Source organism: Streptomyces sp. NPDC020597, from assembly GCF_044335095.1.
Lineage (GTDB): Bacteria > Actinomycetota > Actinomycetes > Streptomycetales > Streptomycetaceae > Streptomyces.
In genome coordinates this window covers 351,962-376,096 of the sequence record NZ_JBIRUL010000005.1, presented here as the reverse complement: position 1 = coordinate 376,096, position 24,135 = coordinate 351,962, and the positions used below count along the sequence as shown (strand labels likewise).

General features: G+C 73.1%; 23 protein-coding genes. 11 read left to right on the top strand and 12 right to left on the bottom strand.

The window, feature by feature from the left end; all coding sequences use genetic code 11:
- Window positions 1-28: 28 nt before the first annotated feature.
- Entirely contained in the window at window positions 29-1,249 is a 1,221-nt protein-coding gene (locus tag ACH4ZA_RS12480; protein ID WP_398429257.1) for a phosphatidylserine/phosphatidylglycerophosphate/cardiolipin synthase family protein, read from the bottom strand.
- A gap of 267 nt (window positions 1,250-1,516) precedes the next feature.
- Between ACH4ZA_RS12480 and ACH4ZA_RS12475 the strand changes: the two genes are divergently transcribed.
- The 4 genes from ACH4ZA_RS12475 (at window position 1,517) to ACH4ZA_RS12460 (ending at window position 4,954) form a co-directional block, all read left to right on the top strand.
- On the top strand, window positions 1,517-2,176 hold the full coding sequence (locus tag ACH4ZA_RS12475; RefSeq protein ID WP_398429256.1) for a hypothetical protein: 660 nt from the start codon (window positions 1,517-1,519) through the stop codon (window positions 2,174-2,176).
- Between the two features lie 363 nt (window positions 2,177-2,539).
- Window positions 2,540-3,805 (top strand): spore photoproduct lyase family protein, encoded by a 1,266-nt coding sequence (locus ACH4ZA_RS12470; protein WP_398429255.1) that lies wholly within the window; start codon window positions 2,540-2,542, stop codon window positions 3,803-3,805.
- A gap of 5 nt (window positions 3,806-3,810) precedes the next feature.
- Window positions 3,811-4,209: a DUF6153 family protein gene (locus tag ACH4ZA_RS12465; RefSeq protein ID WP_398429254.1), complete on the top strand. Its 399-nt coding sequence runs from the start codon at window positions 3,811-3,813 to the stop codon at window positions 4,207-4,209.
- 91 nt (window positions 4,210-4,300) lie between these two features.
- The gene (locus tag ACH4ZA_RS12460; protein WP_398429253.1) at window positions 4,301-4,954 is read left to right on the top strand and encodes a DUF305 domain-containing protein; all 654 of its coding nucleotides are present in this window, start codon (window positions 4,301-4,303) and stop codon (window positions 4,952-4,954) included.
- Between the two features lie 91 nt (window positions 4,955-5,045).
- Here ACH4ZA_RS12460 and ACH4ZA_RS12455 read toward each other — a convergent pair whose 3' ends face one another.
- Window positions 5,046-5,480 (bottom strand): Hsp20/alpha crystallin family protein, encoded by a 435-nt coding sequence (locus ACH4ZA_RS12455; RefSeq protein ID WP_398429252.1) that lies wholly within the window; start codon window positions 5,478-5,480, stop codon window positions 5,046-5,048.
- A 133-nt stretch (window positions 5,481-5,613) separates the two neighbouring features.
- Between ACH4ZA_RS12455 and ACH4ZA_RS12450 the strand changes: the two genes are divergently transcribed.
- On the top strand, window positions 5,614-6,297 hold the full coding sequence (locus tag ACH4ZA_RS12450; RefSeq protein WP_398429251.1) for a type III effector protein: 684 nt from the start codon (window positions 5,614-5,616) through the stop codon (window positions 6,295-6,297).
- 48 nt (window positions 6,298-6,345) lie between these two features.
- Here the strand turns inward: ACH4ZA_RS12450 and ACH4ZA_RS12445 are convergent, their stop codons facing one another.
- The 3 genes from ACH4ZA_RS12445 to ACH4ZA_RS12435 all read right to left on the bottom strand — a co-directional run bounded on the left by ACH4ZA_RS12445 (window position 6,346) and on the right by ACH4ZA_RS12435 (window position 8,619).
- A complete protein-coding gene (locus tag ACH4ZA_RS12445) occupies window positions 6,346-7,017 on the bottom strand; it encodes a hypothetical protein (RefSeq protein ID WP_398429250.1) in 672 nt (223 codons plus the stop codon).
- A gap of 65 nt (window positions 7,018-7,082) precedes the next feature.
- Complete coding sequence (locus ACH4ZA_RS12440; protein ID WP_398429249.1) at window positions 7,083-7,376, bottom strand: putative quinol monooxygenase; 294 nt, start codon at window positions 7,374-7,376, stop codon at window positions 7,083-7,085.
- A gap of 280 nt (window positions 7,377-7,656) precedes the next feature.
- On the bottom strand, window positions 7,657-8,619 hold the full coding sequence (locus ACH4ZA_RS12435) for a carbohydrate kinase (RefSeq protein WP_398429248.1): 963 nt from the start codon (window positions 8,617-8,619) through the stop codon (window positions 7,657-7,659).
- 332 nt (window positions 8,620-8,951) lie between these two features.
- On the opposite strand from ACH4ZA_RS12435, the gene ACH4ZA_RS12430 reads away from it, so the two are divergent.
- From ACH4ZA_RS12430 to ACH4ZA_RS12410, 5 genes are all read left to right on the top strand, one after another.
- A complete protein-coding gene (locus ACH4ZA_RS12430) occupies window positions 8,952-9,968 on the top strand; it encodes a sugar ABC transporter substrate-binding protein (protein ID WP_398429246.1) in 1,017 nt (338 codons plus the stop codon).
- 152 nt (window positions 9,969-10,120) lie between these two features.
- Window positions 10,121-11,116, top strand: a complete 996-nt coding sequence (locus tag ACH4ZA_RS12425) for an ABC transporter permease (RefSeq protein WP_107445759.1) — start codon at window positions 10,121-10,123, stop codon at window positions 11,114-11,116.
- The gene (locus tag ACH4ZA_RS12420; RefSeq protein WP_057576935.1) at window positions 11,113-11,949 is read left to right on the top strand and encodes an ATP-binding cassette domain-containing protein; all 837 of its coding nucleotides are present in this window, start codon (window positions 11,113-11,115) and stop codon (window positions 11,947-11,949) included. Before ACH4ZA_RS12425 ends, ACH4ZA_RS12420 begins: the two co-directional genes overlap by 4 nt.
- A 74-nt stretch (window positions 11,950-12,023) precedes the next feature.
- Entirely contained in the window at window positions 12,024-13,046 is a 1,023-nt protein-coding gene (locus tag ACH4ZA_RS12415) for a LacI family DNA-binding transcriptional regulator (RefSeq protein WP_398429244.1), read from the top strand.
- A gap of 132 nt (window positions 13,047-13,178) precedes the next feature.
- Window positions 13,179-13,553 carry an ArsR/SmtB family transcription factor gene (locus ACH4ZA_RS12410; protein WP_398429242.1) on the top strand — a complete coding sequence of 125 codons (375 nt, stop codon included), beginning with the start codon at window positions 13,179-13,181 and terminating at the stop codon, window positions 13,551-13,553.
- Between the two features lie 73 nt (window positions 13,554-13,626).
- Here ACH4ZA_RS12410 and ACH4ZA_RS12405 read toward each other — a convergent pair whose 3' ends face one another.
- A complete protein-coding gene (locus ACH4ZA_RS12405; protein WP_398429241.1) occupies window positions 13,627-13,962 on the bottom strand; it encodes a YnfA family protein in 336 nt (111 codons plus the stop codon).
- Window positions 13,963-14,161: 199 nt separating this feature from the next.
- Here ACH4ZA_RS12405 and ACH4ZA_RS12400 point away from each other — a divergent pair, with 199 nt between their 5' ends.
- The gene (locus ACH4ZA_RS12400) at window positions 14,162-15,349 is read left to right on the top strand and encodes a cytochrome P450 (RefSeq protein ID WP_398429240.1); all 1,188 of its coding nucleotides are present in this window, start codon (window positions 14,162-14,164) and stop codon (window positions 15,347-15,349) included.
- A 74-nt stretch (window positions 15,350-15,423) separates the two neighbouring features.
- On the opposite strand, the gene ACH4ZA_RS12395 is transcribed toward ACH4ZA_RS12400, so the two are convergent.
- From ACH4ZA_RS12395 to ACH4ZA_RS12370, 6 genes are all read right to left on the bottom strand, one after another.
- Window positions 15,424-18,429: a poly(A) polymerase gene (locus ACH4ZA_RS12395; protein WP_398429239.1), complete on the bottom strand. Its 3,006-nt coding sequence runs from the start codon at window positions 18,427-18,429 to the stop codon at window positions 15,424-15,426.
- Window positions 18,429-20,204: an RNA ligase family protein gene (locus ACH4ZA_RS12390; protein WP_398429237.1), complete on the bottom strand. Its 1,776-nt coding sequence runs from the start codon at window positions 20,202-20,204 to the stop codon at window positions 18,429-18,431. Before ACH4ZA_RS12390 ends, ACH4ZA_RS12395 begins: the two co-directional genes overlap by 1 nt.
- 205 nt (window positions 20,205-20,409) lie before the next feature.
- Window positions 20,410-21,324 (bottom strand): amidohydrolase family protein, encoded by a 915-nt coding sequence (locus ACH4ZA_RS12385; RefSeq protein ID WP_398429236.1) that lies wholly within the window; start codon window positions 21,322-21,324, stop codon window positions 20,410-20,412.
- Between the two features lie 100 nt (window positions 21,325-21,424).
- Entirely contained in the window at window positions 21,425-21,925 is a 501-nt protein-coding gene (locus ACH4ZA_RS12380) for a GNAT family N-acetyltransferase (RefSeq protein ID WP_398429235.1), read from the bottom strand.
- A gap of 108 nt (window positions 21,926-22,033) precedes the next feature.
- Entirely contained in the window at window positions 22,034-23,149 is a 1,116-nt protein-coding gene (locus ACH4ZA_RS12375) for a hypothetical protein (protein WP_398429234.1), read from the bottom strand.
- 77 nt (window positions 23,150-23,226) lie between these two features.
- On the bottom strand, window positions 23,227-23,967 hold the full coding sequence (locus ACH4ZA_RS12370) for a hypothetical protein (RefSeq protein ID WP_398429233.1): 741 nt from the start codon (window positions 23,965-23,967) through the stop codon (window positions 23,227-23,229).
- Window positions 23,968-24,135 lie beyond the last annotated feature (168 nt).

Genomic DNA, 24,135 nt, shown 5'->3' with positions numbered 1-24,135 from the left:
TCCATGCCTGCGCGCACACGAAATGTGGTCACAAAAATCGGCGGATGGGCACGACGGCCGCCTCGCGCGCCCGCTGCAGCACGGAACGCCGCTTCCACCGCCCCTCCCGGATCAGGGCGGCGGCCCGTACGTCGTCGTCGAAGTGGCCGTCGAGGGTGACCGTGAACTTCTCGTCCAGCACGGCGAGCATGATCTCCTCGTCGTGGTCCAGGGAACGGCGGTTGAAGTTGGTGGAGCCGACCAGGGCGGCGACGCCGTCCACGGTGATGACCTTGGCGTGCATCATCGTCGGCTGGTACTGGTAGATCTTCACCCCGCAGGCGGTGAGCGCCTCGTAGTGGTGCTGGCCGGCCAGTTGGCAGACCCGCTTGTCGGTGTGCGGTCCGGGCAGCAGGATCTCCACCTCGACGCCCCGCCGGGCGGTGGCGCAGAGCAGGTCGACGAAGTACTCGTCGGGTGCGAAATAGGCGGTGGCCAGGCGGAAGCGGTGCTCCGCCGACTCCAGCATGACCCGGATCAGCGTCTGCATGTCCTGCCAGCCGAAGCTGGCCGAGCCGCGCACCACCTGCACCACCGCGTCGCCCTGCGGACGGTGCTGGACGAACCGGTCGCGCTCGTCGAAGAGTTCGTCGTGGCACTCGGCCCAGTTCTGCGCGAAGGCGGCGGCGATGCCGTCCACGGCCGGCCCGCGGACCTCGACATGGGTGTCACGCCATTCGTGCTCGTTACGGGCGTCCCCGCACCATTCCTCGGCGATGCCGACACCACCGGTGAAGGCCGTCTGCTCGTCGACGACGAGGACCTTGCGGTGGCACCGGTGATTCTGCTTCAGCGGTGACAGCAGCAGGGGTCTGCGGAACCAGGCGACCTGCACGCCGGCCTGTTCCATCTCCTCCAGCAGGTCCTTCTCGATGAGTCTGCTGCCGAAGCCGTCCAGCAGCAGCCGTACCCGCACGCCGGCCCGGGCGCGCTCGGCCAGCGCCCGCGCGAAGTCCCGGGCGATGTCCCCCTTCCAGTACACGAACGTCATCATGTCCACCGTGTGCTCGGCGGACCGGATGCCCGCCAGCATCGCGGGGAAGATCTCGTCCCCGTTGCGCAGCGCGGTGAGCGCGTTACCCTCGGTCGCCGCGATGCCGATCAGCCGCTCGAGCCGACGGCGTATGCGCGCCGCGCGCTCCTGCGCGCTCGCGCGTGCCGGGACGTCGGCGCGGAGAGTCGACTCGGGCCGTTCCTGCGTACTGGTCATGGCTCATCACCTGGCCGGCGCCCGTGGGAGACAGAAGCCGCGGTTCCCGGACCGGCTCGGGACGCGGCGAGCAGCATGTACCCCCAAGTTCCCGCGGCACCCGTCGGCCGGGCCGAGTCGTCCCTCACCGGGACGGCGCGTGGGCGAACGCCGGACGGGGTACCCGGCTCCGGACGTGCGCGGCGCACAGGCGGGAGAGCCGGTATGACGGCGGGAGACGGCCGAGCGAGGAGGGCGGATCCCGGCGCGCGGGGAGGAGCCGGGCCGATGATCCGTGTGCCGCGCGGAACCGGAACCGGGCAGCGCCGGACGCTGCGCTTCGACGGCTGGATCGCGGGCATGGGCACGGCCCACGGGACCCGCCTCGTGGTGGGCCACTGGCCGCGATCGCCGTTCGGGGCGTTCAGCGACGTGATGGTGGAACGTCCTGACGGGGAGCGACTGCTGTTCGCCCCCACCAGGGAGACGGCGGACTTCGTCGGCGACACCTACGTCTTCGACACCGTGCGGGTCGTCCCGGTCGACGTGAGCGTCGACGGCGACGCGTGGACGGTCACGGCCGGCCCGCTCTTCGTGCGGTTCACCACCGGCCGGCGAGGGTTCCTGGGCCTCGTGCTGCGCGCCGTGCCGGGCCCGCTCGCCCGCCGTCCGGCGTGGAGCGCGCTGACCGACGTCCTCGCCCGGGTCCTGCTGCCGGGCGTGCGCACCCGCGGCAGCGCGGGCGGGAATCGGACGGAGTGGTACGGAGCCCGTGACCTGCGACCGGTCCGCACCGTGTCGGCGTCCTTCGAGGGCGGCGACCTCGGCGGCGTCGCGCCGGTCGATCCGCCGGTGCGGTTCGGGTTCGGCTCGGTTCCCCGGGCGCCCGCCCTCACCCGGGTCACGACGACCGTGCGGCTCGGCCCCGGGGAGGCCGGCCCGTCGTGACAGGCGCCGGCCGCCTCGGCACGCGGCCGACGCGCGGCGGCTCCCGCCGCCCTGGCCTGCCGACGGCGACACGGACGTCACCCGGGCGTTCGGGCTCCCCCGCTCGTGCAACTCGTGGACGGCAGGCAGCGCCCCGCGGGCGCCCGCCCGGCTGCCCGGCTGCCCGGCCCGTCGGACCGGCAGCCGGGCGGCGTGGCCCGCACCGGCGGCCGTGCGACGCCCTCACGGCCGCGGTCGTACGTGACGCGTCCCGGGGCACGGTCGGGCTGATCCGGCCGACCGTACAGTGGGCAGTCCGCATGCGTCCGCTTTCGGTCCGGCCTCTTGCTCTCCCCACCCGCCCTCACCCCCACGGGACCGTGTATGCACGAGCCGTTCGCCGCCCCGGACGACGCCGACGCCCTGTTCGGTCTCGACGCCCTCGGTCCGCAGCCCGAGGCGGCGAGCACCGGCCGGCGGTCCTTCCGCGACTCCGACGCCGCGCACCGTCTGCTGGCCGTGCGGGAGATCCACGCCGAACCCGCGGCTGCGGCCTCTCCGCGCGGACGGCAGATCATCGGCCGCTTCCCCGGGGCCCGGCTGGTCGAGGTCGAGTCGCACTGGCGCATCCCCGGCCTGCACGGCAACGAGGGCAACGTCGCACGCTGGGTGCGCGTCAAGGGCGAGACGCTCGTCCTCGGCGAGCGGAAGTCGCTGAGGACGCGTCCCAACGGCCGGTCCGCCGACTGGATCGCGCCGGGCGCCTCCAACGGCTGCGCGATGTCGTGCGCCTACTGCTACGTGCCGCGCCGCAAGGGGTACGCCAACCCCGTCACCGTCTTCACGGACATCGACCGGATCGTCGGCCACATCGGCCGGCACATCGCCCGGCAGGGTCCGAAGCCCGAGCCGAACCAGTGCGACCCCGAGGCCTGGGTGTACGACGTCGGGGAGAACGGCGACTGTTCGGTGGACGCCTTGATCAGCGACAACACCGCGGACCTCGTGCACGCCTTCCGGCAGTGGCCGACGGCCAGGGCCTCCTTCGCGACCAAGTTCGTCAACCCCGACCTGCTGGCGCTCGACCCCCGGGGCCGGACCCGGATCCGCTTCTCCGTGATGCCCCCGGAGGACTCCCGGCTGCTGGACGTGCGCACGTCGCCGGTGGCCGAGCGGATCGCCGCCGCCGCCGACTTCCTCGACGCCGGCTACGAGGTGCACTTCAACCTGTCCCCCGTCGTCGTCCGTCCCGGCTGGGAGGAGGCCTGGACGGAACTGCTCGGGCACCTGGACGACGTCCTGCCCGACCGGGTGAAGCGACAGGCCGCCGCAGAGGTGATCATGCTGACGCACAATCGGGAACTGCACGAGGTCAACCTCGGCTGGCATCCTCGCGCCGAGGAGGTCCTGTGGCGGCCGGACCTGCAGGAGACGAAACGCTCCGAGAACGGCGCCCTGAACGTCCGCTACGACAGCGCCACCAAGGCGCCGGCCGTCGCACGCCTGCGTGCGCTGGTGGCCGGTCGAGCCCCGTGGCTGCGCATCCGCTTACGCGTTCTGAGCCGCGCCCGCGGTGAACGCGGACCGGCCGGCGCCCGTATCCATGGTCGACACCGCCGACGAGCCCGCCGCAGCGTTTGCCTAGGATGATCGCGATGAAGACCCCACAGCAGCACCTCGCGCCCCCGCCTGTGCGGCGGTGGCGGGCGCTGCTGGTGTTCGGTCTGCTGGCGGGCATCCTGGCCATGCACGCCCTGGCGCCCGGGGGCGCCGTCCACGAGCGCGCCGGGGCCCCGCACTCGAGCGCCGTCTCGGTCAGCGCGCCGGCGCACTGCGCCGGGGACCACGGGGGCTGCGGCGGGGGGCACCTCCATCACGCGGACCCGACCTGTGTGGCGGCCTCGGTGAGCGGTGCGCCCACTCTCGGCGCCCTCGTCCCCGACCCGGTCGCCGTACCCGTGCGCACCGACACCGTCTGCCCGTACGCGGGCCGGACCCCGGACGAGGCACGCGCGCCGCCCTCTCTGGCGGAACTGCAACTCCTGCGGATCTAGACACCACGCGGCACCGCGTCGCCGGCACGGCGACCTTCGGCGCCGCGGCATGTCCGGATCCTCTTTCGCACGACCCCACAGGAGTTTCAGCATGCGCAGTACCCGTACCCTGACCCGCCGCGCCGCCGTCTCGGCCGCGTGCGTGGCCGCCGCGCTCGTCCTCGCCGCCTGCGGCGGCGACGGCGACGGCAGCAGTGGCGCCACGGCCGCTCCCGGCTCCGCGTCGTCGTCGGCCGGTGCCGGCGTGACGGCGGGCGCCCACAACGCCCAGGACGTGTCCTTCGCGCAGGGCATGATCCCGCACCACCGCCAGGCCCTGGAGATGGCGCGACTGGCCGCGGGCCGGGCGTCCTCCGCTCAGGTCGAGGACCTCGCCTCGCGCATCGAGAAGGCGCAGGATCCGGAGATCAGGACCATGAGCGGCTGGCTGACGTCCTGGGGTGAGGACGTCCCGGACTCCTCGGCCGCCATGGAGGGCTCCATGGCCGGAATGGACCACTCTGGCTCCGCGATGCCGGGCATGATGGGCGGTTCGGACATGGCCGCGCTCGAGAAGGCGTCCGGCAGGGACTTCGACGCCAAGTTCCTCGCGATGATGGTCGAGCATCACGAGGGCGCCGTGGCCATGGCCGGCACCGAGAAGAACAAGGGCGAGTACGCGGCCGCCAAGTCCCTCGCCGACGACATCGTGGCCGCGCAGACGGCCGAGATCACCGAGATGAACAAGCTTCTCGGCAAGGGCTGACCCCGCGGGAGGGGAGGGACGGTCGCGGGACCCCCCTCCCCTCCCCCGTCGGGCCGCCCGGACGAGTTCGGGGCGGCCGGACGCGGGGACCTCAGCCGCTGATCTGGCGCTGCGAGGAGCCGCCGCCGATGGCCACCTTGCGGGGCTTGGCGCGCTCGGCGATGGGGATGCGCAGGGTCAGCACACCTGCGTCGTAGTCCGCCTCGATGCGCTCGGTGTCGAGGGTGTCCGCCAGCACGAGCTGGCGGGAGAAGACTCCGAGGGGCCGCTCGCTGAGCTCCATCTGCACGTCGTCCGCCTTGGCGACGGGCCGCCGCTCGGCCTTGACGGTCAGCATGTTCCGCTCGACGTCGACGTCGATCGCGTCCGGGGAGACACCGGGCAGATCGAGGGCGATCACGTACTCCTCGCCCTCACGGTAGGCGTCCATCGGCATCGCCGACGGCCGCGACCAGGTGCCCGTGGTGTTCAGGAGCTGCTGGGTGAGTCGGTCGAGCTCGCGGAACGGGTCGGTGCGCATCAACATCGGGAAACACCTCCAGTGTTCGGGTCAGGCACTTGTTGCCAATGCGGGGTGACCTGCCACCGTTGTAACATGTCATCGAAATGATGACAAGCAAGATGTCGTCCATACGATGACGGCGACCACCGGAGGCGGCATGACCACCGACGATCACCAGGACCCGCACCCCGTCACCCCCGCGTCCTTCCTCGCGGCTGCGGCCCTCGACACGATCAGCGAGGCTCTGCGCACCGCCGGGACACCGCCGTCGGACGCTTGTGCCGCGTCAGCCCGGCCCAGCTCGGAACAGGCGCTCGCCGCACTCCTGCTGCTCCGTGAAGTGCGCGACCGGCTCGCCGGCTGGGAACCGGGCCTCATCGAGGAGGCCCGGGAAGCGGGGGCCAGTTGGGCCGACCTCGCGCACCCCCTCGGCGTCGCCAGCCGCCAGGCCGCCGAACGCCGCTACCTGCGCGTCCGCCCCGGGAATCCCGGGTCCACGGGCGAGCAACGCGTCCAGGCCACCCGCGACCGCCGCGCCGCCGACCGGACCGTCACCGCATGGGCGCGTGCCAACGCGGCCGATCTGCGCCGGCTCGCCGGACAGATCACGGCGCTCGACCTCCCGGCCGCCGCCCGCAGTCCTCTCCTCGAGCTCAGCTCCGCCCTCGCCGCGGACGACGCGGCCGCCCTCGTCGGCCCGCTGACGGGCACGCGCTCGTATCTGACTCCGGAGCACCCCGAACTCGCCGCACGCGTCGACGACGTGGCCCGTCACACCGACCGGCTCCGCCGCGACAGCGGCGACCAGCGCCGAGGGCCTCACACACCGCCGCGGCCCTGACCGCACCGCAGGCCCGCACGCGCCCGGCCGGGGCCGGCTCCCGTCGGGTCAACTCCCGGGACGTGCGCAGGGGGCGTGGGACGGACAGGGCTTGAAGAGAACCAGCACCTCGAGGTCATGACCGCCGCCGGGCGGCTGGACCAGGGCGGGAAGCGATGTCATGAGCGCAGACCGGCCCTGCGCGACGCCCTTCTGACGCGGACCCCGGTCCGCCGCCTCGGCGAGGCCCGCGGCGGCCGCAGCGAAGGCCTCGCGGTTCCCGAACAGGAAGAAGGCCCCGGCGTGGGTGGCGTGCCGCACCTGGTCGCGGAAGCCGGCCCGCCTCTCGCGTTCCGCCCACCGTGCGGCGTCCCTCGCGGTGCGGGCTTCGTCGGTGCCCGCGGTCAGGGGCGTGCCGCGCACCAACTTGCGTCGCAGGGCAGGCCACTTGGCGGCGCGCAGACCGAGCGTGTGATGCACGAGGACGAGGTCGACCGGCGTGCCGAAGCCCTCCTCGGGCCGAGGGGAGGCGCGCAGCGGCACATGGACGATCGCGTGCCGGGAGTAGGCGGCGAAGGAGAAAAGCCCCGAGAGCAGGCTCAGCCCCTGCTGGTCGCCGAACAGGGCGCCGATGGGTTCGGGCGCGCTCAACGAGATGCGGCTCAGCGGCTCGGACGGCTGGACGACACGGTGTTCGTGCGGGCCTGTTCGGGGCCTGAACTGCCGCAGCCTCAGCCGCATACGAAGTACTCCATGGCCTCAGGATCGCGGCGGGCGCCGCCCGTCGGCAACGGAGATTCCGTCCGTCAGGCCAGCGGATCGAGGAAGGTCAGCACGGAGGCGGTCTCCTCGATCAGCGGAGTGAGCGCGGCGTTGAACGGACCGCCGTACGGGGCCTTCAGATGGGCCTGGAACGCGTCCTCGTCCCGGTACACCTCGAAGATCCAGAAGGCGCGCGGCTCGGCCGCCTTGGTGTAGACGTCGAAGGCGATGTTGCCCTCCTCCTCGCGCACCTCGAGGGCGTAGGCGCCGATCAGGCGGGCGACCTCGTCCTGTGCTCCTTCGCGGGCGGTGAACTCGGCGAGCAGGGTCTTCTTCACAGTTTCGGGTCCTTGTCGGTCGTGGGAGTCGGTCGTGGGGAGGCGGGGTGAGCCGGGCGCCCGCGCGTCGGGGTGCGCGTCGCGGGACCGCCCGGGACGTGGGGGGGTGAGGCGTGGACGGTGGGCGGTGGGCGGTGTCGAGGCCCGGGCGGCGGCCGTTTCGCACCCAGTGCCGCCGAGGTGTGTCATCGATGACATCGAGTGGCCCGATGATGGGCGCACTGCGCCCCGCACGTCAACGCCCCGGCGTGGACTGCACCCGGCCGGTCGGCCCGGACGCTCAGGCCCCGCCGGTGGGCGACAGCTGCGCCAGCTGGTCCAGCCACGGCGGGTTGGGGCCGGCGACCGAGCAGGTCAGGGACGCGACCCGGGCGCCGAACCGGCAGGCTTCCGCGACGTCGTCGAGGCCCAGACCGTCCAGCCGGCCGCCGAGGAGTCCGCGGGAGCCGAGCTGGTGCAGAAGTCCGGCGGTGAAGGAGTCGCCGGCGCCGACGGTGTCGACGACGCGGGTGGTCACCGCGGGCACCCGCAGCCGCTCGCCGTCGAGCGAGGCCAGGACTCCGTCGGCGCCGAGTGTGATCACCACCAGCCGCACCCCCGCGGCGTGCCAGATGTCGCAGGCCTGCTCCGGCCCGGCGCCCGGCAGCAGCAGCCCCAGGTCGTCCTCGCTCAGCCGCAGGATGTCGGCGAGGGAGCACCAGTGCGCCAGCCGGGCCCGATAGACGTCGGGGTGCACGAGCAGCGGCCGGACGTTGGGATCGATGCTGATGGTGGCCCGGGGAGCGGCCGCCGCCAGGAACTCCTCCACGACCGCGCCGCCGGGTTCGCGGACCAGCGCCAGCGACCCGGTGTGCACGCAGGCCGCCCCGGACAGGTCCACCGCCGCCAGCTCGCCGGGCGTCCACTGCCAGTCGGCCGTGTTCTGCGCGTGGAACGAGTAGGCGGCCTGACCGGTGGCGTCCAGCTCGGCCACGGCCAGCGTGCTGGGCTCGGCGGCGGAGACTGCGTGCGAGAGGTCGACGCCGGATGCCTCGAGGTGGGCCCGGAACAGGCGGCCGAACACGTCACCGGACAGCCGTGCGAGGAAGCGGGCCGGTGTGCCGAGCCGGGCCAGCGCCACCGCCGTGTTCGCGGGCCCGCCGCCGGGGAGCACTCGCAGAGCGAGTTCGTTCGAGGCGTTGACCGGTTCCGCGAAGGCGTCCGCGACGCACTCTCCCAGAACGGTGATCTGACGCGGGCTCATGGGCTGCTCTCTCTCGAAAGGCGGGGAAAGGCTCGGAAGCGACTCGGTGAACGGTACGGAAAACGTACGGAAAACGGCTCGGGACGACTGCGGGCGGCTCGGGCGGACGGGACTGAGGGGCGACCCGGCGCCAGCGCGACCGGGCGACTGCGCGGAGACGGTGGCCGGGACGTTGCCGATTTGTGACGGGTGGAAGGCATTGACGTTGCCGGGATCCGGAGTCCATCATCCTCGCCAGGAAGTGTCAACGATGACATAAGTCAACGATGACACCCCGGGCGGCACGCTCTGATCCCTACCCGGTGCCGTCCGCTATCCCACAGGAGTCGTTCATGTCTCGCACCTCTCGCCTGTCCTCCTCCCTCCTCAGAGTCGCCGCGGTCACGGGCGTCGCGGCCCTCACCCTGACGGCCTGCGGGTCCGGCTCCGGTTCGGGCTCCTCCAGCTCCGGCTCGGGTGAAGTCAAGGTAGGGCTGATCACCAAGACCGACACCAACCCGTTCTTCGTGAAGATGAAGGAGGGCGCGGAGAAGGCCGCCAAGGAGAACGGCGCCAAGCTGTCCACCGCCGCGGGCAAGTTCGACGGGGACAACGCCGGGCAGGTCACCGCGATCGAGAACATGGTCGCCGCCGGGGTCAAGGGCATCCTGATCACGCCCAGTGACTCCAAGGCGATCGTGCCCGCGATCGCGAAGGCCCGCGCCAAGGGTGTCCTGGTCATCGCCCTGGACACGCCGACCGACCCGCAGAGCGCGGTCGACGCCCTCTTCGCCACCGACAACCTCAAGGCCGGCCAGCTGATCGGCGAGTACGCCAAGGCCGCCATGAAGGGCAAGGCCGCGAAAATAGCCACCCTCGACCTGGCGCCGGGCGTCTCCGTGGGCGTCCAGCGGCACGACGGCTTCCTCAAGGGCTTCGGCGCCGCCGAGAAGGACGTCCTGTGCGCCCAGGACACCGGCGGCGACCAGGCCAAGGGCCAGACCGCGATGGAGAACTGCCTCCAGAAGAACCCCGAGATCAACGTCGTCTACACGATCAACGAGCCGGCGGCGCTGGGCGCGTACACCGCTCTCAAGGCGAAGGGCCGGGAGAAGGACGTCCTGATCGTCTCCGTCGACGGCGGCTGCACCGGCACCCAGGCGGTCAAGGACGGCAAGATCGCCGCCACGTCGCAGCAGTACCCGCTGAAGATGGCAGCCGAGGGCGTCAAGGCCGTCGTGACGTACGCCAAGGACGGCAAGAAGGCGTCCGGTTACACCGACACCGGCGTCACGCTGATCAGCGACAAGGCACAGGACGGGGTCGCGTCGAAGGACACCGCCTACGGCCTGGAGAACTGCTGGGGCTGAGCCGCCCCGCAGAACCGCACGTCACGTCACTCCCTTCAGCGGGGCGGCCGGCCCACCTCCCGGACCAGGGACGACCGCCCCCCTTGTCCCGGCGGCGGGGGCTTCGCCCCCGTCCTCCGACAAGGACATCTGTCTTCCGACAAGGACTTCGCATGACAGCCACGACCACGCCGTACTCGGAGCTCAAAGCACCGACCACGGTCCGCCGACTGCTCACGGCGCCGACCACCGGACCCCTGGCAGCCCTCCTTCTGGCCTGCGCCTTCTTCTCCTTCTCGACCGACCAGTTCCTGACCGGCGGGAACTTCTCACTGATCGTGCAGCAGGTCATGGTCGTGGGCACCCTCGCCATCGGGCAGACCCTGATCATCCTGACGGCGGGGATCGATCTGTCGTGCGGGGCGGTGATGGCCTTCGGCAGCATCGTGATCGCCAAGATGGCCGCCGAGGGCTCCGTCCCGCCGCTCGTCGCGATCGCGCTGGGCCTCGCCGTCTGCGGCGGCTTCGGGCTGCTCAACGGTCTGCTGGTGCAGAAGATCCCGCTGCCGCCGTTCATCGTCACCCTCGGCATGCTCAACGTGGCGTTCGCGCTGACCCACATCTACTCCGAGGAGCAGACGGTCACCAGCCTGCCCGGCCCGCTGACCGCACTCGGTGAGACCTTCCCCCTCGGTCACACGGACATCACCTACGGCTCCCTGGTCACCATCGCCCTGTTCCTCCTCCTCGCCTACGCGCTGAGCAGCACCGGCTGGGGCCGGCACGTGTACGCGCTGGGCAACAGCGCCGAGGCCGCCCGCCTGAACGGCATCCGCACCTCGCGCCTGACCATCGGCATCTACACCGTGGCCGGACTGCTGTACGGCATCGCGGCCCTGCTGCTCATCTCCCGCACCGGAGTGGGCGATCCGCAGGCCGGACAGACCGACAACCTCGACAGCATCACCGCCGTGGTCCTCGGCGGCACCAGCCTCTTCGGCGGACGCGGCTCGGTGCTGGGCACCTTCATCGGCGTCCTCATCGTCGGCGTGTTCCGCAACGGACTGCAGCTGATGGGCGTCGCCTCCATCTACCAGACCCTGATCACCGGCGTCCTGGTGATCCTCGCGGTGACCGTCGACCAGATCTCCCGGAAGAAGGCCCGATGAGCGCCACCTCCTCCCCCACGCCCGTGCTGCAGGCCCGCGGTCTGGTCAAGCGCTACGGCCAGGTCACCGCCATCGACGGCGCCGACTTCGACCTGCTGCCCGGCGAGGTCCTCGCCGTGATCGGCGACAACGGGGCCGGCAAGACCAGCCTCATCAAGGCGCTCACCGGCGCGGTCGTCCCGGACGCGGGCGAAATCCGGCTGAACGGCAGCCCGATCACGTTCTCCGGCCCGCAGAGCGCGCAGGCCCACGGCATCGAGACGGTCTATCAGGACCTCGCCGTGGCAGCCTCCATGGACATCGCCTCGAACATGTTCCTGGGACGGGAGTTGCGCCGCCCCGGCGTCCTCGGCAGCGCCCTGCGCATGCTGGACAAGAAGCGCATGCGCCAGGAGGCGGCTGAGCACATGGCCGACCTGAAGATCGGTCTGCGCTCGCTGACGCAGGCCGTGGAGACCCTCTCCGGCGGACAGCGCCAGGCCGTCGCCGTGGCCCGCGCCGTCGCCTGGGCCCGCTCGGTCGTCGTCATGGACGAACCGACCGCCGCCCTCGGCGTGAAGGAGTCCGGTCAGGTCCTCGACCTGATCCGCCGCGTCCGCGACAAGGGCATGCCGGTCGTGCTCATCAGTCACAACATGCCCCACGTCTTCGAGATCGCCGACCGGATCCACGTCCACCGCCTCGGCCGGCGCGCCGCCCTCATCAAGCCCTCCGACTACTCCATGGCCGAGGTCGTCGCCATCATGACCGGCGCACTCACCGTCGACGAGGCCGGAGATACTGTCGTAGCGGATTCGGAGGCCGCCAAGGCCGCCGGAGTCCAGGCCACCTGACAGCACAACCCGCTCTCGCAGTTTCGGCCGAGGCCGCGGCCGGAACCGAGAGCTCTCAGGAGACGGTTACCTCCATGGCAGCCAACCGCCGCCCCACCCTGGCCGACGTCGCGCGCGAAGTCGGCGTCAGCGCCAAGACGGTCTCCCGAGTCCTCAACGAGGACGGGCCCGCCTCCGCGCAGACCAGGGAACAGGTACTGGCCGCAGTGGCCAGGCTCGGCTTCCAGCCGAACCTGATGGCTCGCAACATCCGCGTCGGCGGCCCGGACACCACCATCGGCCTGGTCATCCCCGACCTCGCCAACCCGTTCTTCGGCGCCGTGGCCCGCGCCATCGAGGACACCGTCCGCGACCGCGGACTGACCCTGCTCATGGGCTCCTCCGCGGACGACCCCGACCGCGAACGCGCCCTGACCGACAAGTTCTTGGCCCGCCGGGTCAGCATCCTGATGGTCGTTCCGTCCGTCGGCGCCGACCACTCCCATCTGAAGTCCCACCGCACGGCCGGCCTCCCCGTCATCTTCCTCGACCGTCCCGGCGTCGGGCTGGTCACGGACAGCATCGTGAGCTCCAACCGTGCCGGAGCCCACGACGGCGTCGCCCACCTCATCGCCCACGGACACCGGCGCATCGGCTTCGTCGGGGACCTGCCCGTGAAGCTGTACACGCGCCGCGAACGTCTGGCCGGCTACCGCTCCGCGCTGCAGGAGGCCGACATCCCCCACGATCGCTCACTCGTCGCCAACGCCCATGACCAGCAGGGCGCCGAGGCCGCGACCGCCCGGCTCCTCGCTCTGGCCGATCCGCCCACCGCGCTGTTCGCCGGCAACAACATCATGGCGCTGGGCATAGTCGCCGAACTCGCCCGCAGCGGACGCAAGGACGTCGCCGTGGTCGCCTTCGACGACGTGGCGCTGGCCGAGGCGCTCGAACCGGCTCTGACGGTGGTGGCCCAGGACGCGGAGGAACTCGGCAGGGCGGCGGCCACCACCGCGCTGACCCGGCTCGACAGCGACCGCACCCGCGCCCACACCATCACCGTCCCCACCAGGCTCATCGTCCGCGGCTCGGGCGAGCAGCGCGCGCCCACGGCTTAGCGGACCGGGAACCGGCCGTCGGCGGCGGCGGATCGGCGACAGCCGCCCCCGACGGCCGGTCCGCATTCCCCGGGCCGCCGGCTCGGGGACGGAACCCGTCCGCCTTGCTTCGATGTATGTCAACATAGATGCATGCCGACGACCAAGGCGCTGCCGCTGATCGATCCCGCCGGGCAGCAGGCGGGGGATCCGTGCTGTCCCCCGCTCACCGAGCGCCCCTTCACCGCCGGTGAGGCGGAGGCGGCCGCCCGGATGTTCAAGGCGCTCGGCGACCCGGTGCGGCTGCGGCTGTTCTCGGCGGTGGCGTCCCACGAGGGCGGGGAGGCGTGCGTGTGCGACATCTCGGACGTCGGCGTCTCCCAGCCGACCGTCTCCCATCACCTGAAGAAGCTCAGGGAGGCCGGACTCCTCACCTCCGAGCGGCGCGGCACGTGGGTGTACTACCGCGTGGAGCCGTCGGTGCTGGCCGCGATGGGCCGCCTGCTCACCGCCTCGGCGGCGGTCTGACCGACCGGCCCGGGACGGCCGAAGGGACCCACGACGGCGGACGCGCCCCGCACGGCGGCGCCGGTGGATCGGGTCAGGTGCCGCGCGGCGCGTACATCAGGACCGCCATGCCGGCCAGGCAGACGAGGGCGCCGACGACGTCGTACCGGTCGGGTCGGTAGCCGTCGGCGATCATGCCCCAGGCGATCGACCCGGCGACGAAGACGCCACCGTAGGCGGCCAGTACCCGGCCGAAGTGGGCGTCGTGCTGCAAGGTGGCGACGAACCCGTAGAGGCCGAGGGCGACGACGCCCGCGCCGGCCCAGATCCATCCCTTGTTCTCCCTGACCCCCTGCCAGACCAGCCACGCCCCGCCGATCTCGAGCACGGCGGCGGCGAGGAACAGGACCAGGGAGCGCGCGACGGTCATGGGCGGCACTCTACGCAGCTCGCCGTCGGGCTCCGGCCCCCTTCCCGCGACGGGACCGAACCCGGGTTTTGCGACGCCTGCGCCCGAGCAAGATCAGGAAGGTGTGTCCGGCCCGGCCAGGCCAGGAAGGAGCGTCGTCGACCATCCCTGGCCCGCGGCCAGTTCGTCGACCACTCCCCCCGCGCCTCCAGGAGAAACCATGGCTGTCGTACCCCGCGCAGAGATCGACATGTTCGCGTCCTCGGCCCGGAGCATCCGCTACGAGCAGTACCGGCAGCTACGGGAATTGGGCGGCGTCGTCCGGCTGCACGAACCGGACGTCTACGCGCTCACGCGGTACGACGAGGTGAAGGCCGCGCTGGCCGACCACGACACGTTCCTCTCCGGCGAGGGCGTGGGATTCGATCCCGACGTCAACCGGATCATGCGGGGCGTCACCCTGGTCAGCGATGCGCCGGAGCACGACGTGCTGCGTTCCGTCGTCGGGGCCGGACTGCGGCCGGGCTCCGTTCAGGGCCGCGGCGAGGAGATAGCCCGCAAGGCACAAGGCCTGGTCGCCGAGGTGGTCGCCCGGGGCGCGATCGACGGCGTCGCCGAACTGGCCCAGGCGATGCCCATGTTGGTCATACCCGACTACCTCGGCCTGCCCGACCGCAACCGTGAGCACCTCTACGAGTGGGGCCAGGTCGGCAACGACCTGCTGGGCCCCGTCACGGAACGCACCCCGCACAACATGGAGATGACGCAGCGTCTCTTCGCGTTCGCCCACGAGCTCGCGGCGAGCGGCGAACTCGCGCCCGGGAGTCCCGGGGCCGCCATGCTCGAGGCCGCTGAGCAGGGTGTCATCCCCCACGAGAAGTGTCCGCTCCTTCTCGTCGACTTCATCGGCCCGTCGCTGGAGACCACAGCGGCCGCGATCGGCCATCTGCTCGTCGTCTTCGCCGAGCGCCCGGACCAGTGGGCCGCCCTTCGCGCCGAGCCCGGGCTCGTGGCCTCGACGATCAACGAACTCCTGCGGTTCGAGACTCCCGTGCGGGGCCTCACCCGTGTCGCCGCGCGCGACACGCAGCTCGGCGGGGTGACGATCCCTCAGGGCGCGCGGGTATGGGCCCTGTTCGCCTCCGCGAACCGTGACGAGCGCAAGTGGGAGCGCGCGGACGAGTTCGACCTGCGCCGCAATCCGCGCGACCACCTCGCGTTCGGCTACGGCGCGCACGGCTGCGTCGGTCACGGCGTCGCCCGCCTGGAACTGCACGCCTTGATCCACGCGCTGCTCGACTCCGTCGAGCGGATCGAGCTCACCGGCGACCCGGTGATCGCGGAGAACACGATCCTCAACACCTACGCCGAGGTGCCCGTCCGGCTCGTCGCACGGAAGGCCGCCTGACCACCCCGCGTCCACGGCGGGTGAGCGCCGCCGCACGCGGGCCGGGAGGCACGCCGGTTCCCACGCCGCAGGGCTCAGCGCAGCGTGGGGACCGCTCCCGCGTCGACGTACGCCACCTCCACGCCCGGCAGGCCGGCGGACCACCGGCCGGCCATGTCCGCCAGCCGCTGCGCGCCGGGCGGCGTGCGTCCGAGCCCGATGACGTAGCGCGCGCCCGTGGATTCCCCGGCGGACGCCGGCGCCGGGGGCAACTGCCTCGGCCAGGCGTGCGCGTCCTCCACCCCCGTCTCCTCCAGCGCAGTGAGCAGCGCGCGCAGCCGTCCGCGTACCCGCCCGTTCAGCTCGTCGACGTCCCGCGTCCGCCGTCCCCGCACCGTCACCACGGCCCATGCCGCGTGCCGCCGGTGCAGGGGCGGCGGGGACAGCAGCGCGGGCCATGGATCGGCGCCGGACCGGGCGGCGTCCTCCACCGTCTCCCAGGCCCGGTAGAGCTCCCGGCTCACCAGGTCGCGACCGTGCGGGCCGACCTGTTCGGTGCAGGACCGCACGGGTGCGGCGGGCGTCAGCACGGTGAGGGCGGCGTAATTCTGGTGAGCCTGGGGCGGGTCGTGGCGCACGTGCGTCCTGGCGGTTCCGCGCCCGTCCCCGGCGAGACCGACCGGCTCGCGCCCGTCCCCGGTGAGACCGACCGGCTCGCGCCCGTCCCCGGTGAGACCGACCGGCTCGCGCCAGTCCCATGCCGCCCAGGTCCCGAAGAACCGTCGCAGCAGCTCAGCGGGGTCCGACACGTCGGGCGACCGACTGACCGTGTGTGCCGCGAGCACCGCCCACGCCACGCCGGGCAGGCCGCCGAACGGCGCTCCGTCCAGTCCGCGGGCCCTCGCCCACGCCTTGACGCCCCGGGCCAGCTCCACGAAAGCCGGCAGGCCGTGTGCGCCCACGGCCGCCAAGGCCGCCTCCGCGTCGGACACCGAGCTCAACGCGATCGCCGCGGCCTCGCCCAGCTCGGCTCGCCGGGGCAGGGCTTCCGCCGCCGGCATCGCTCCCGTGGCGACGACCACGAGGTCCACGTCGAGCCCTTCGACGTGGAACCGCAGTCCCGGCACGCGCGCGCCGACGACCTCGCGCATCCGTGCGGCCCGTGGCAGCGCGGCCGTCACCCGCTCCCGTACCGCTGCGAGTTCGACGTCGCCGGGCAGCGCGGCGACGACGTCCAGGTCGGATCCGGCGAGGGCGCAGCCCATGCGCCGCGAGCCCGTGAGGTGGACGACGCCCTCGCCGAGCGCGTCCGCCAGACGCCGCAGGACGTGCTCGGCCGCCGGCTCGTCCGCAGCCGGCCGGACGCTCGCGCAGGCCGGGGGCGAGGCCCAGTCCTCCCGTCCGCGGTCAGGCCGGCCGAGGTCCGGCTCGGGTAGCCACCGCACCTCGCCGGTGCCGAGGGCGACCGTGGCGCGCGGCCGCATCGGTTCGTCGCCCCGCCGGGACAGCAGGACGAGTTCGCCGACGCGGGCGGTCGTCGGGGCGAGCCGGGCCGCGCAGTCGGCGGCGACGGCCTGCGGATCGCCGGTACGGCCGAGGCTGAGGTGCGGGGTGAATCCGTCGTGGCGTCCACGGCAGCGGGGAAATCGCCGTACGAGCGCCTGCCACAGCTCCGCCCACGGCGTCGCGTCGTCCGCCGCCGGGTCCAGCCACACCGTGGCGTCGCGCCCGTGGGCGAAGGTGTGCACTCCCTCCAGCCGTGCCGTGAACGGCTCGACCTGTGCGGCGGCCGCGGCGAGCAGCGGGGCCGCCCGCTCGAAGTCGGACTCGGGGACGAACCCGAACAGGACGTTGACGTGCGGCGGCCAGCGCCGGATCTGCACGTCGTGGTCCCGCCGCACGTCCTGCAGCGCCGGCCACAGCCCGCCCGGCGGCACCCACGCCAGTGCCGTGCGGGGCGTCGGCGCGACGTCGAGGACGTCTACGGGCGGTTCGACGCCGCAGTGCAGGTCGGCGGCGACCCCGTAGTGGTCGGAGATGTACAGCCCCGCCGAGGCGGGCGTGTCGCCGAGCAGCGTCGCCCCGGTCACACGCGGGCCGTCGGCGGGCCGGACGAGGACGCGGTCGAGCCGGGAGACGCGGCCCGACAGGGAGGAGACGGCGGCCAGCGGGTTGCCGACCGGGTCGAAGGTGGGCGAGTCGTCGTGCGGGCCGTGGGCCTCGGTCCAGGCGTCGAGCATGCCGAGCGTGCGCGCCGGACCCGGGCCGCCGTCGTTGAAGTCCCCGACCAGGACCAGGCCGCCCGTCACGCCCGCCGTTCCCTCGGCGAGCCGGGTGAGTTCGGCGGCGCGCCGGGCCGGGCCGTCCTCGGAGTGGTCGCTCGTCAGATGGGTGGCGGCCACCGTCAGCGGTCCGGTCGCGGTGTCCACGACGACGGCGGTGACGGCCTTGTGGCGGCCGAGGAGATGCAGAGCGGCCTCGCGCACCGGGAGCCGGCTGAGCAGCAGCAGACCGCAGTCGTCGACGTCCTTGCCGTAGGGGTCGGCGCCGAGGGTGTAGCGGGACCGCACCCAGGACGACTCCATGAGCATGGTCAGCAACCGCGCCTCGACCTCCTGCAGCGCGATGACGTCGGCGTCGGCGCGTTCGAGCGCCTCCAGCAGCAGCGGGCGGCGCAGCGCGGTGGCGATGCGGTGGCTGTCGTAGCGGTCCCAGAGCGTGTTCCAGGTGAGCACCCGGATCCGGTCCCGGCCCGGCTCCCCCTGGGCGGGCGCGGCGGGGCGCCACCGCCCGGCGGCCGTGTCCCACGCGTGCGGCGTGCGCGTGGTGAAGAAGGGCGCCCGCAGCCGCCGCGCCTCGCGGGCCCGGCCGGCGCCGGAGGCGTCGACGCGGTCCGTTCCCGTGGCGCGGTCCCACACGACCTCGCCGTCCGCCTCGACGAACAGCACCCGGTGCCAGGGGATCTCGCCGCCCGGCACGAACGTCGCCAGCGGTACCCGCTTGGGCGCGGCGCCCCGCTGGTGGATGCCGAACACGAACCGCGCGGGGTCGAACCGCGCGTCCCAGCGCACCCGGTGGTAGATCTCCTCGCTGGTACGCATCAGGCTTCCTCCCCCTCCAGTGTGCCGTCGCGGTCCTGCACGGTCCCGTCCGCGCCCGCGTACCAGGTGCGGTGCGCCTGGCCCGGGTAGGGCGGCACGAACCGGCGAAGTTGCCCCGCCAGCACGTCCGCCGGCACCGGATGCGCGCGGGCGGCGTTGCGCCGTTCCAGCTCGCCGTCGTCCGCGAGGACGACGACGTGGGTGACCAGCGCATCGCGCCGCCGCGCCGCTCCATGGACCAGGGAACGCTGTTGCGGGTTGAGTGACGTCGCGTCCCACACCACCGTGCCGCCGGCCGCGAGCGCTGCGTCCAGCCGGTCCAGGCCCTCCCGCAGCACCTGCCCGTTGGCCTTCTGATCGGCCCGCGAGCCGCGCGCCGTGCGCAGTGCGTCCAGCTCGACGCGCGCCGAGACCCCGTCGAGCCGCGCCGCGAAGGCGCTCTTGCCGCTGCCGGACGGGCCCGTGAGGTGGACCAGCCGGGGGAAGTCCCCGCCACGCCACCGCCAGGTCGCCGCGACGGCCTCCTCGACGGTGCGGACCCGCCCCTGCGCGTACGCGTCCCGGGTCTGCGCCCAGCAGCGGTCCGCCGCGTCGCCGCGGATCCCGTCCTGTGCCAGCGCCGCGCGCAGCCCGGACCTCAGGGGCGCGAGCGGAGCGTCGACGAGCAGTCCCGCCTCCTCCGCGTGCAGCGCGGACCACTCCACCTCGTCGCGCGCCGCCCTGTCGTCCCCCGCGACCGCCGCCGCAACGGCGTGCAGCACGCCCAGGTCGGCCGCGAACGACATCCGTACGAGCCCGGCCCGCCGCTCCGCGTCGGGGTACGGCCGGTGCAGTGCGGTGTGCAGACCCACCAGGTCGGCGACGCGCCTCGCCAGCGGCACGCCCAGGGGTCCGGCGGCCCTGCGCATCAGCGACGCCCGCGGCGTGCGGTGCAGCAGTGCGGCGAGCACCCCCGCGAGGCGTGCGTCCCCGCCGCGCCCCAGCGCGGCCAGCCGCGCGCCCGTCTCGGCGGCCGCCTCCGCGTCCGCGTGCACATGGCCGTGGGGTTCGGCGTCCGCGTCGTCCCCCTCGCCGCGACTCGTCCCCACTCCCACGAAACGGGAGAGCGCCCGCGCGTCCGGGTCCGCTCCTGACCGCACGTCCCACAGCGCGGCCCGTGCGCCGAGTCCGTTCGCCACGACGGCCGCGTGCATCCAGTGGGTGTCCGTGGTGACGTGCCCCGGCCGTACCCACTTGGCGATCCGTCCGGCGAAGTCCTCGCGTGCGAAGCCCTCGACGGTCCGCACGACGTACCCCTCCTGCCGCCCCGTCTCCACCCGCAGACGACGCAGCGCGCGCTCGTCGAAGACGCCCCGCCACAGCACCTGCGGCGTCGGCACCCCGAGCGCCCGCAGGAACCGCACGGTCCCGTCCCAGCCGAGGCACCGGTCGTGCCCGTCCCACACGGAGAACCCGTAGAAGTAGCCCTCCAGGTCGTCGTACGGGATCGAGTGCCGCGCGTACATGTTCTCCCCGGACACCCGCCAGCCCGCCGGGATCCGCGCTCCGATCCGCCCCTGCAACGCCTTGACCCACGTTCTCGACGGGTGGTGCGCGGAGTCGACGGAGCGCGCGTGCAGTCCGTCGGCGTACAGCGTCGTGTTCTCCCCGTCGAGCTTCTCGGTGACGACGACCTCCCGCCCGGCGAGCCCACTCAGCCCACCGGCCCGCAGATCGTCCGCGGACATGCCTGGTGACCAGGGCAGATGAGGGGTTCGGGGGTAGGCGGCGCGCATGCGGGCCACTATAGGAGCGCCGGAACGCCGCCCTCCATCGGATTTACCGGGCGCTTCTACGGCACGGATGCACGCTCGGGTTCCACCCCGGCCGGGTACCCCTGCGCCCGCACCGGACGCACACACCGGGCGCCCTCCTCAGGGGCGGGCTGTCTCCGGTCCCCCGCGGAAACGGCCGGGAACGGGTTTCACGCGGCGACGGCGCTCACACGGAGAACAGGCGCGCCCCGTTGTCGTGGCACACCGCCCGCAGCCAGTCGTCCCCGAGGTCCAGGCGTTCCAGGGCGTGCAACTGGTGGAGGTAGCGGTAGGGGATGCTGGGGAAGTCCGTGCCGAGCAGGATCCGGTCGCCGAGTGCGGCCAGCCGGGGCAGGGCCCCGCGGGGAAACGGGCTGAGTTCCTCCGCGAAGTCGGTGAACGCCATCGTGGTGTCCAGCCGCACGTCCTGGTACCGCTCCGCCAGGTCGAGGAAGTCCTCGTACTCGGGCATCCCCATGTGGGCGACGATCAGCCGCAGCCGGGGATGGCGTGCCAGCACCCGCGCGATCGGCTCGGGTCCGGTGTGCTTGCCGGGCGCGGGCCCGGAGCCGCAGTGGATCACCACGGGGACCCCGGCCTCGGCGAGCAACTCCCAGGCCGGCCGCAGGAGTTCGTCCGTCGGGTCGTACGCTCCGACCTGTACGTGCGCCTTGAAGACGCGGGCGCCCGCCTCCACGGCCTCCCGGACGTACGCCTCGACGCCGGGCTCCGGATAGAGCGTGGCCGTGTGCAGGCAGTCGGGGGTGCGGCGGGCGAAGTCGGCCCCCCAGCCGTTCAGCCACGGGGCCATGCCGGGCTTGTGGGGGTAGATCATCGCGGTGAAGGCCCGCACGCCGAACTGCCGCAGCAGGGAAGTCCGTTCCGCCTCGTCCCGCCGGTAGGTGATGGGCCATTCGAGCCCGCCCGTCAGCGGGCCGACCCCGTCGAAGTAGTCCCACACTTTGCGCAGGACGCGCTCGGGCATGAAGTGCGTGTGCACGTCGACCAGCCCGGGCAGTCCGAGCCGTCCCCAGAAGCGGCGGATCTCCTCCGCCTCGTCGCCCGACGGCACGTCACTCATGACCCCTCGATGATCGTTCATGTCGCCCACGATCGCCCGGGGCGAGGGAGCCGGTCCACTCCTTCGCACGAGGGGCCCGTGAGGCATCCGTCACCCGCGGCACAGGGGAAGCGGCGGCCTCTCACACGGCGCGCTCCATGCACACCAGCCGGTCCCGCTCGTCCCAGGATCCGGTGACGGCGAAGCCGAACCGTTGGTAGAGGGCGACGGCGCCGGTCCGCCAGTCCCACACCGACAGCCGCAGGACGCCCACACCGTTCTCCGCGGCGTGCGCGAGGGCCGCCCGGAGCAGGCCGGACGCGACACCCCGGCCGCGGGCCGCCGGGTCCGTCCAGAGTCGCTTGATCTCGGACCGTCCGTCGACGGGGGCGGTCACCACCAGGCAGCCCACCGCGGCGGCCCCGGCCAGCGCCATGAGCACGACGTCGGCGGCGAACACCGTTTGCGGGTCGGCTATCTCCCTTCGGTAGCGCTCCGGCAGCGCGTCCACGTCGGCGACGGCCGCGCCCTTCTCCGCCTCCGTCCGCAGGTGGTAGGCGGCGAGCAGCGCGGCCAGTCCGTCGTCCGCGGAACAGGTCCGGCCGGGGCGGCGGACGACGGAGACCTCGGGTCGATCAGTCATGGAGCCAGGATCACACGACGGCGGCCGGACGCCCCCGCCCCGGCGGCCCGCCCACCGGCCCGTCCCCTCCGGTCGTGTCCGCCGCTAGGCCGCTCCGGACGGGACGCCTCAGACGTCGTCCGCTGCGGAAGGGTGCACGTACCAGCTCTCGTCGAACGGCGTGAACCACGACCTGAACGCCAGGGGCGCGGCCCGCGGCCCGATGCCGGCGGCGGCCCCGTCGCTGACGCCCAGGGCGTCGTCGTAGAGCCACTGGTGCTCCACGCCCTCGTACACACGGTCGGCGAACGCGTCGAGGGCCGCCGACACGTCGTCGTCCATGAGCCCGTACCGCTCCAGCGTCGTGGCCGTCTCGTTCAGGAGCAGCCGCAGGGCGAGTCCCTCGGCCACGCAGCCGATCCGCTGGAAGGAGCCGTCGGTGAAGCGGGTGGTCATGGCGATCAGGGTCACCAGGAAGCGGCGCGCGAAGCGGGCGTCGTACTGGAGGGCGTAACGGTCGGGGAGGTGCTCCAGGTGCCACAGCGGACCCTCGCATTCGGCGACGGCCACGTCCTCCTGGGTCAGCACCTGGAGGTCCTCGAACAGCTCGTCCACCAGTGTGTCGGTGGTGTGGAGAAGGGCGCCCGCGGCGAGTCCGGCGGCTCCTTCCGCGCCCGCGCCGGACGCGTCGGCCGACCATGTCGCCGCGGTCGCTCCGAATGCCGCGGGAGGGAACGACCGCAGGGCCTCGGCCAGCCGGAGCATCCGTGTGCGGACGGCCGCGGCCTCCGTCTGCGGCTCCCCGCCCGGCGCCGCCCCCTCGCCCGACGGGCCGGCGGTGTGCCGGGCCCTGCGGGCGGCCAGGTCGTCGGGCGGGGCGTCGGGCCCCTCGGCCGCGTCGAGGCTCTCCTTGGCGAGGTCCTGGTGCAGCTCGACCTCGCACCGTTCGATCGTCCAGTCGGCCAGCAGCGCGGAGCGCTCCAGCAGCTCGTCCACGAGCGCCTGCACGGTGTCCTCGGCGAACTCCAGGGCCGGAGCGTCCACGATCACTTTCAGCAGGGCGCCGCCGGGGTGGACGGCCACGATGGTGTCGAGCAGGGCGACTTCCACTCCCTCCGGTCCTTTGACGGACCGCACGGAGTCCAAGCCGTCCTCGATGAGCGCCACCGCGCCGGCGCGTTGCAGCGGGTCCATCTCCGGAGTGCCCTCCGGGATGCAGGTGTCCACGGTCACTACGTACGTCACGGTCCGAGCCTGTCAGAGAGCCGCACCGTGCGGGGCACGGGCCCGCCTCGAAGATCGGGCATGCTGCCGGACGGCGGTCAGTACCGCTCTCTGAACAGGGCCCGTTCGCCGCCCGACCAGCCGGTCGTGGCCGCGGCGGCGAGCCGGTCGGCGAAGCGCCGGTAGGCCTCGTACTGCTCCTCGGACAGGTCGGTGCGAGAGGTCGCCGCACCCGGCGCGAGGGCCTGGGCGAGCACGTCGGTGTCGTCGCCTGGGGCGAGGGAGAGGACCGCGACGGTCCGGTCCACCGTGCCCTGGTAGTCGCCCGGTGAGGCGACCGAGCGGACGTCCGCCGACCCGTCGGCGTGTCCGGCCACCACCAGCGAGGGCATCGCCCTGGCGCCGGCGCGTATCGCACGCCGTACGCGTCCGAGGGCCCGCAGGTCGTCCTCGGCGACGGTGACGGGGTGGAGCGGCACGAGCGCTCTGCCGTCGGGGCCGCGCAACGTGCTGCGGCGCAGGGGATCCGCGCGCTCGTCGTGCAGGAGGACGCGGTCGCGCAGAACCGGCGGGAGCGCGCGGTGGACGCGGGCCCAGGCGTCGAGGCAGGCCGGTGCGTCGAACCCGGTCAGGTTCTCCAGCCCGGGCGGCCAGGCGGGCGCGACGTCCTCGCCCACGCCGTGCCTGCGGGCCGCCCAGGCGGCGTGATACGGCGCGAGCAGCAGGTCGTGCGTCATGTAGAAGTCCCACAGCCACTCGGGATCCTGCGGGAGCAGCCGGATCGTCGTGGCGCCTCCGCTGCCTTCGGACCGGGCGGGAGGGCGGAGTGCGGTGGGCATGGTGGTCCTTCCGGAGGGCGGCCGGCGCGGTGACACCCGCACGATATCGTCACTTCGACGATATCGCCAGCGGTCATCCGTGCGAACGCACATGCCAAGGGCATCGACCGCATCGGCTGCTCATGCGAACCGACAGGCGACTTTCTCCTCGCATCTGCGGCAGAATGC

Excerpts from the sequence above, each read along its gene's own strand:
- ACH4ZA_RS12420 (WP_057576935.1), top strand. The coding sequence starts at position 11,113 with ATGAGCGCCACCTCCTCCCCCACGCCCGTGCTGCAGGCCCGCGGTCTG.
- ACH4ZA_RS12450 (WP_398429251.1), top strand. The coding sequence starts at position 5,614 with ATGACCACCGACGATCACCAGGACCCGCACCCCGTCACCCCCGCGTCC.
- ACH4ZA_RS12410 (WP_398429242.1), top strand. The coding sequence starts at position 13,179 with ATGCCGACGACCAAGGCGCTGCCGCTGATCGATCCCGCCGGGCAGCAG.
- ACH4ZA_RS12480 (WP_398429257.1), bottom strand. The coding sequence starts at position 1,249 with ATGACCAGTACGCAGGAACGGCCCGAGTCGACTCTCCGCGCCGACGTC.
- ACH4ZA_RS12380 (WP_398429235.1), bottom strand. The coding sequence starts at position 21,925 with ATGACTGATCGACCCGAGGTCTCCGTCGTCCGCCGCCCCGGCCGGACC.
- ACH4ZA_RS12475 (WP_398429256.1), top strand. The coding sequence starts at position 1,517 with ATGATCCGTGTGCCGCGCGGAACCGGAACCGGGCAGCGCCGGACGCTG.
- ACH4ZA_RS12435 (WP_398429248.1), bottom strand. The coding sequence starts at position 8,619 with ATGAGCCCGCGTCAGATCACCGTTCTGGGAGAGTGCGTCGCGGACGCC.
- ACH4ZA_RS12465 (WP_398429254.1), top strand. The coding sequence starts at position 3,811 with ATGAAGACCCCACAGCAGCACCTCGCGCCCCCGCCTGTGCGGCGGTGG.
- ACH4ZA_RS12395 (WP_398429239.1), bottom strand. The coding sequence starts at position 18,429 with ATGCGTACCAGCGAGGAGATCTACCACCGGGTGCGCTGGGACGCGCGG.
- ACH4ZA_RS12400 (WP_398429240.1), top strand. The coding sequence starts at position 14,162 with ATGGCTGTCGTACCCCGCGCAGAGATCGACATGTTCGCGTCCTCGGCC.
- ACH4ZA_RS12445 (WP_398429250.1), bottom strand. The coding sequence starts at position 7,017 with ATGCGGCTGAGGCTGCGGCAGTTCAGGCCCCGAACAGGCCCGCACGAA.
- ACH4ZA_RS12405 (WP_398429241.1), bottom strand. The coding sequence starts at position 13,962 with ATGACCGTCGCGCGCTCCCTGGTCCTGTTCCTCGCCGCCGCCGTGCTC.
- ACH4ZA_RS12470 (WP_398429255.1), top strand. The coding sequence starts at position 2,540 with ATGCACGAGCCGTTCGCCGCCCCGGACGACGCCGACGCCCTGTTCGGT.
- ACH4ZA_RS12390 (WP_398429237.1), bottom strand. The coding sequence starts at position 20,204 with ATGCGCGCCGCCTACCCCCGAACCCCTCATCTGCCCTGGTCACCAGGC.
- ACH4ZA_RS12430 (WP_398429246.1), top strand. The coding sequence starts at position 8,952 with ATGTCTCGCACCTCTCGCCTGTCCTCCTCCCTCCTCAGAGTCGCCGCG.
- ACH4ZA_RS12385 (WP_398429236.1), bottom strand. The coding sequence starts at position 21,324 with ATGAACGATCATCGAGGGGTCATGAGTGACGTGCCGTCGGGCGACGAG.
- ACH4ZA_RS12460 (WP_398429253.1), top strand. The coding sequence starts at position 4,301 with ATGCGCAGTACCCGTACCCTGACCCGCCGCGCCGCCGTCTCGGCCGCG.
- ACH4ZA_RS12455 (WP_398429252.1), bottom strand. The coding sequence starts at position 5,480 with ATGTTGATGCGCACCGACCCGTTCCGCGAGCTCGACCGACTCACCCAG.
- ACH4ZA_RS12370 (WP_398429233.1), bottom strand. The coding sequence starts at position 23,967 with ATGCCCACCGCACTCCGCCCTCCCGCCCGGTCCGAAGGCAGCGGAGGC.
- ACH4ZA_RS12415 (WP_398429244.1), top strand. The coding sequence starts at position 12,024 with ATGGCAGCCAACCGCCGCCCCACCCTGGCCGACGTCGCGCGCGAAGTC.
- ACH4ZA_RS12425 (WP_107445759.1), top strand. The coding sequence starts at position 10,121 with ATGACAGCCACGACCACGCCGTACTCGGAGCTCAAAGCACCGACCACG.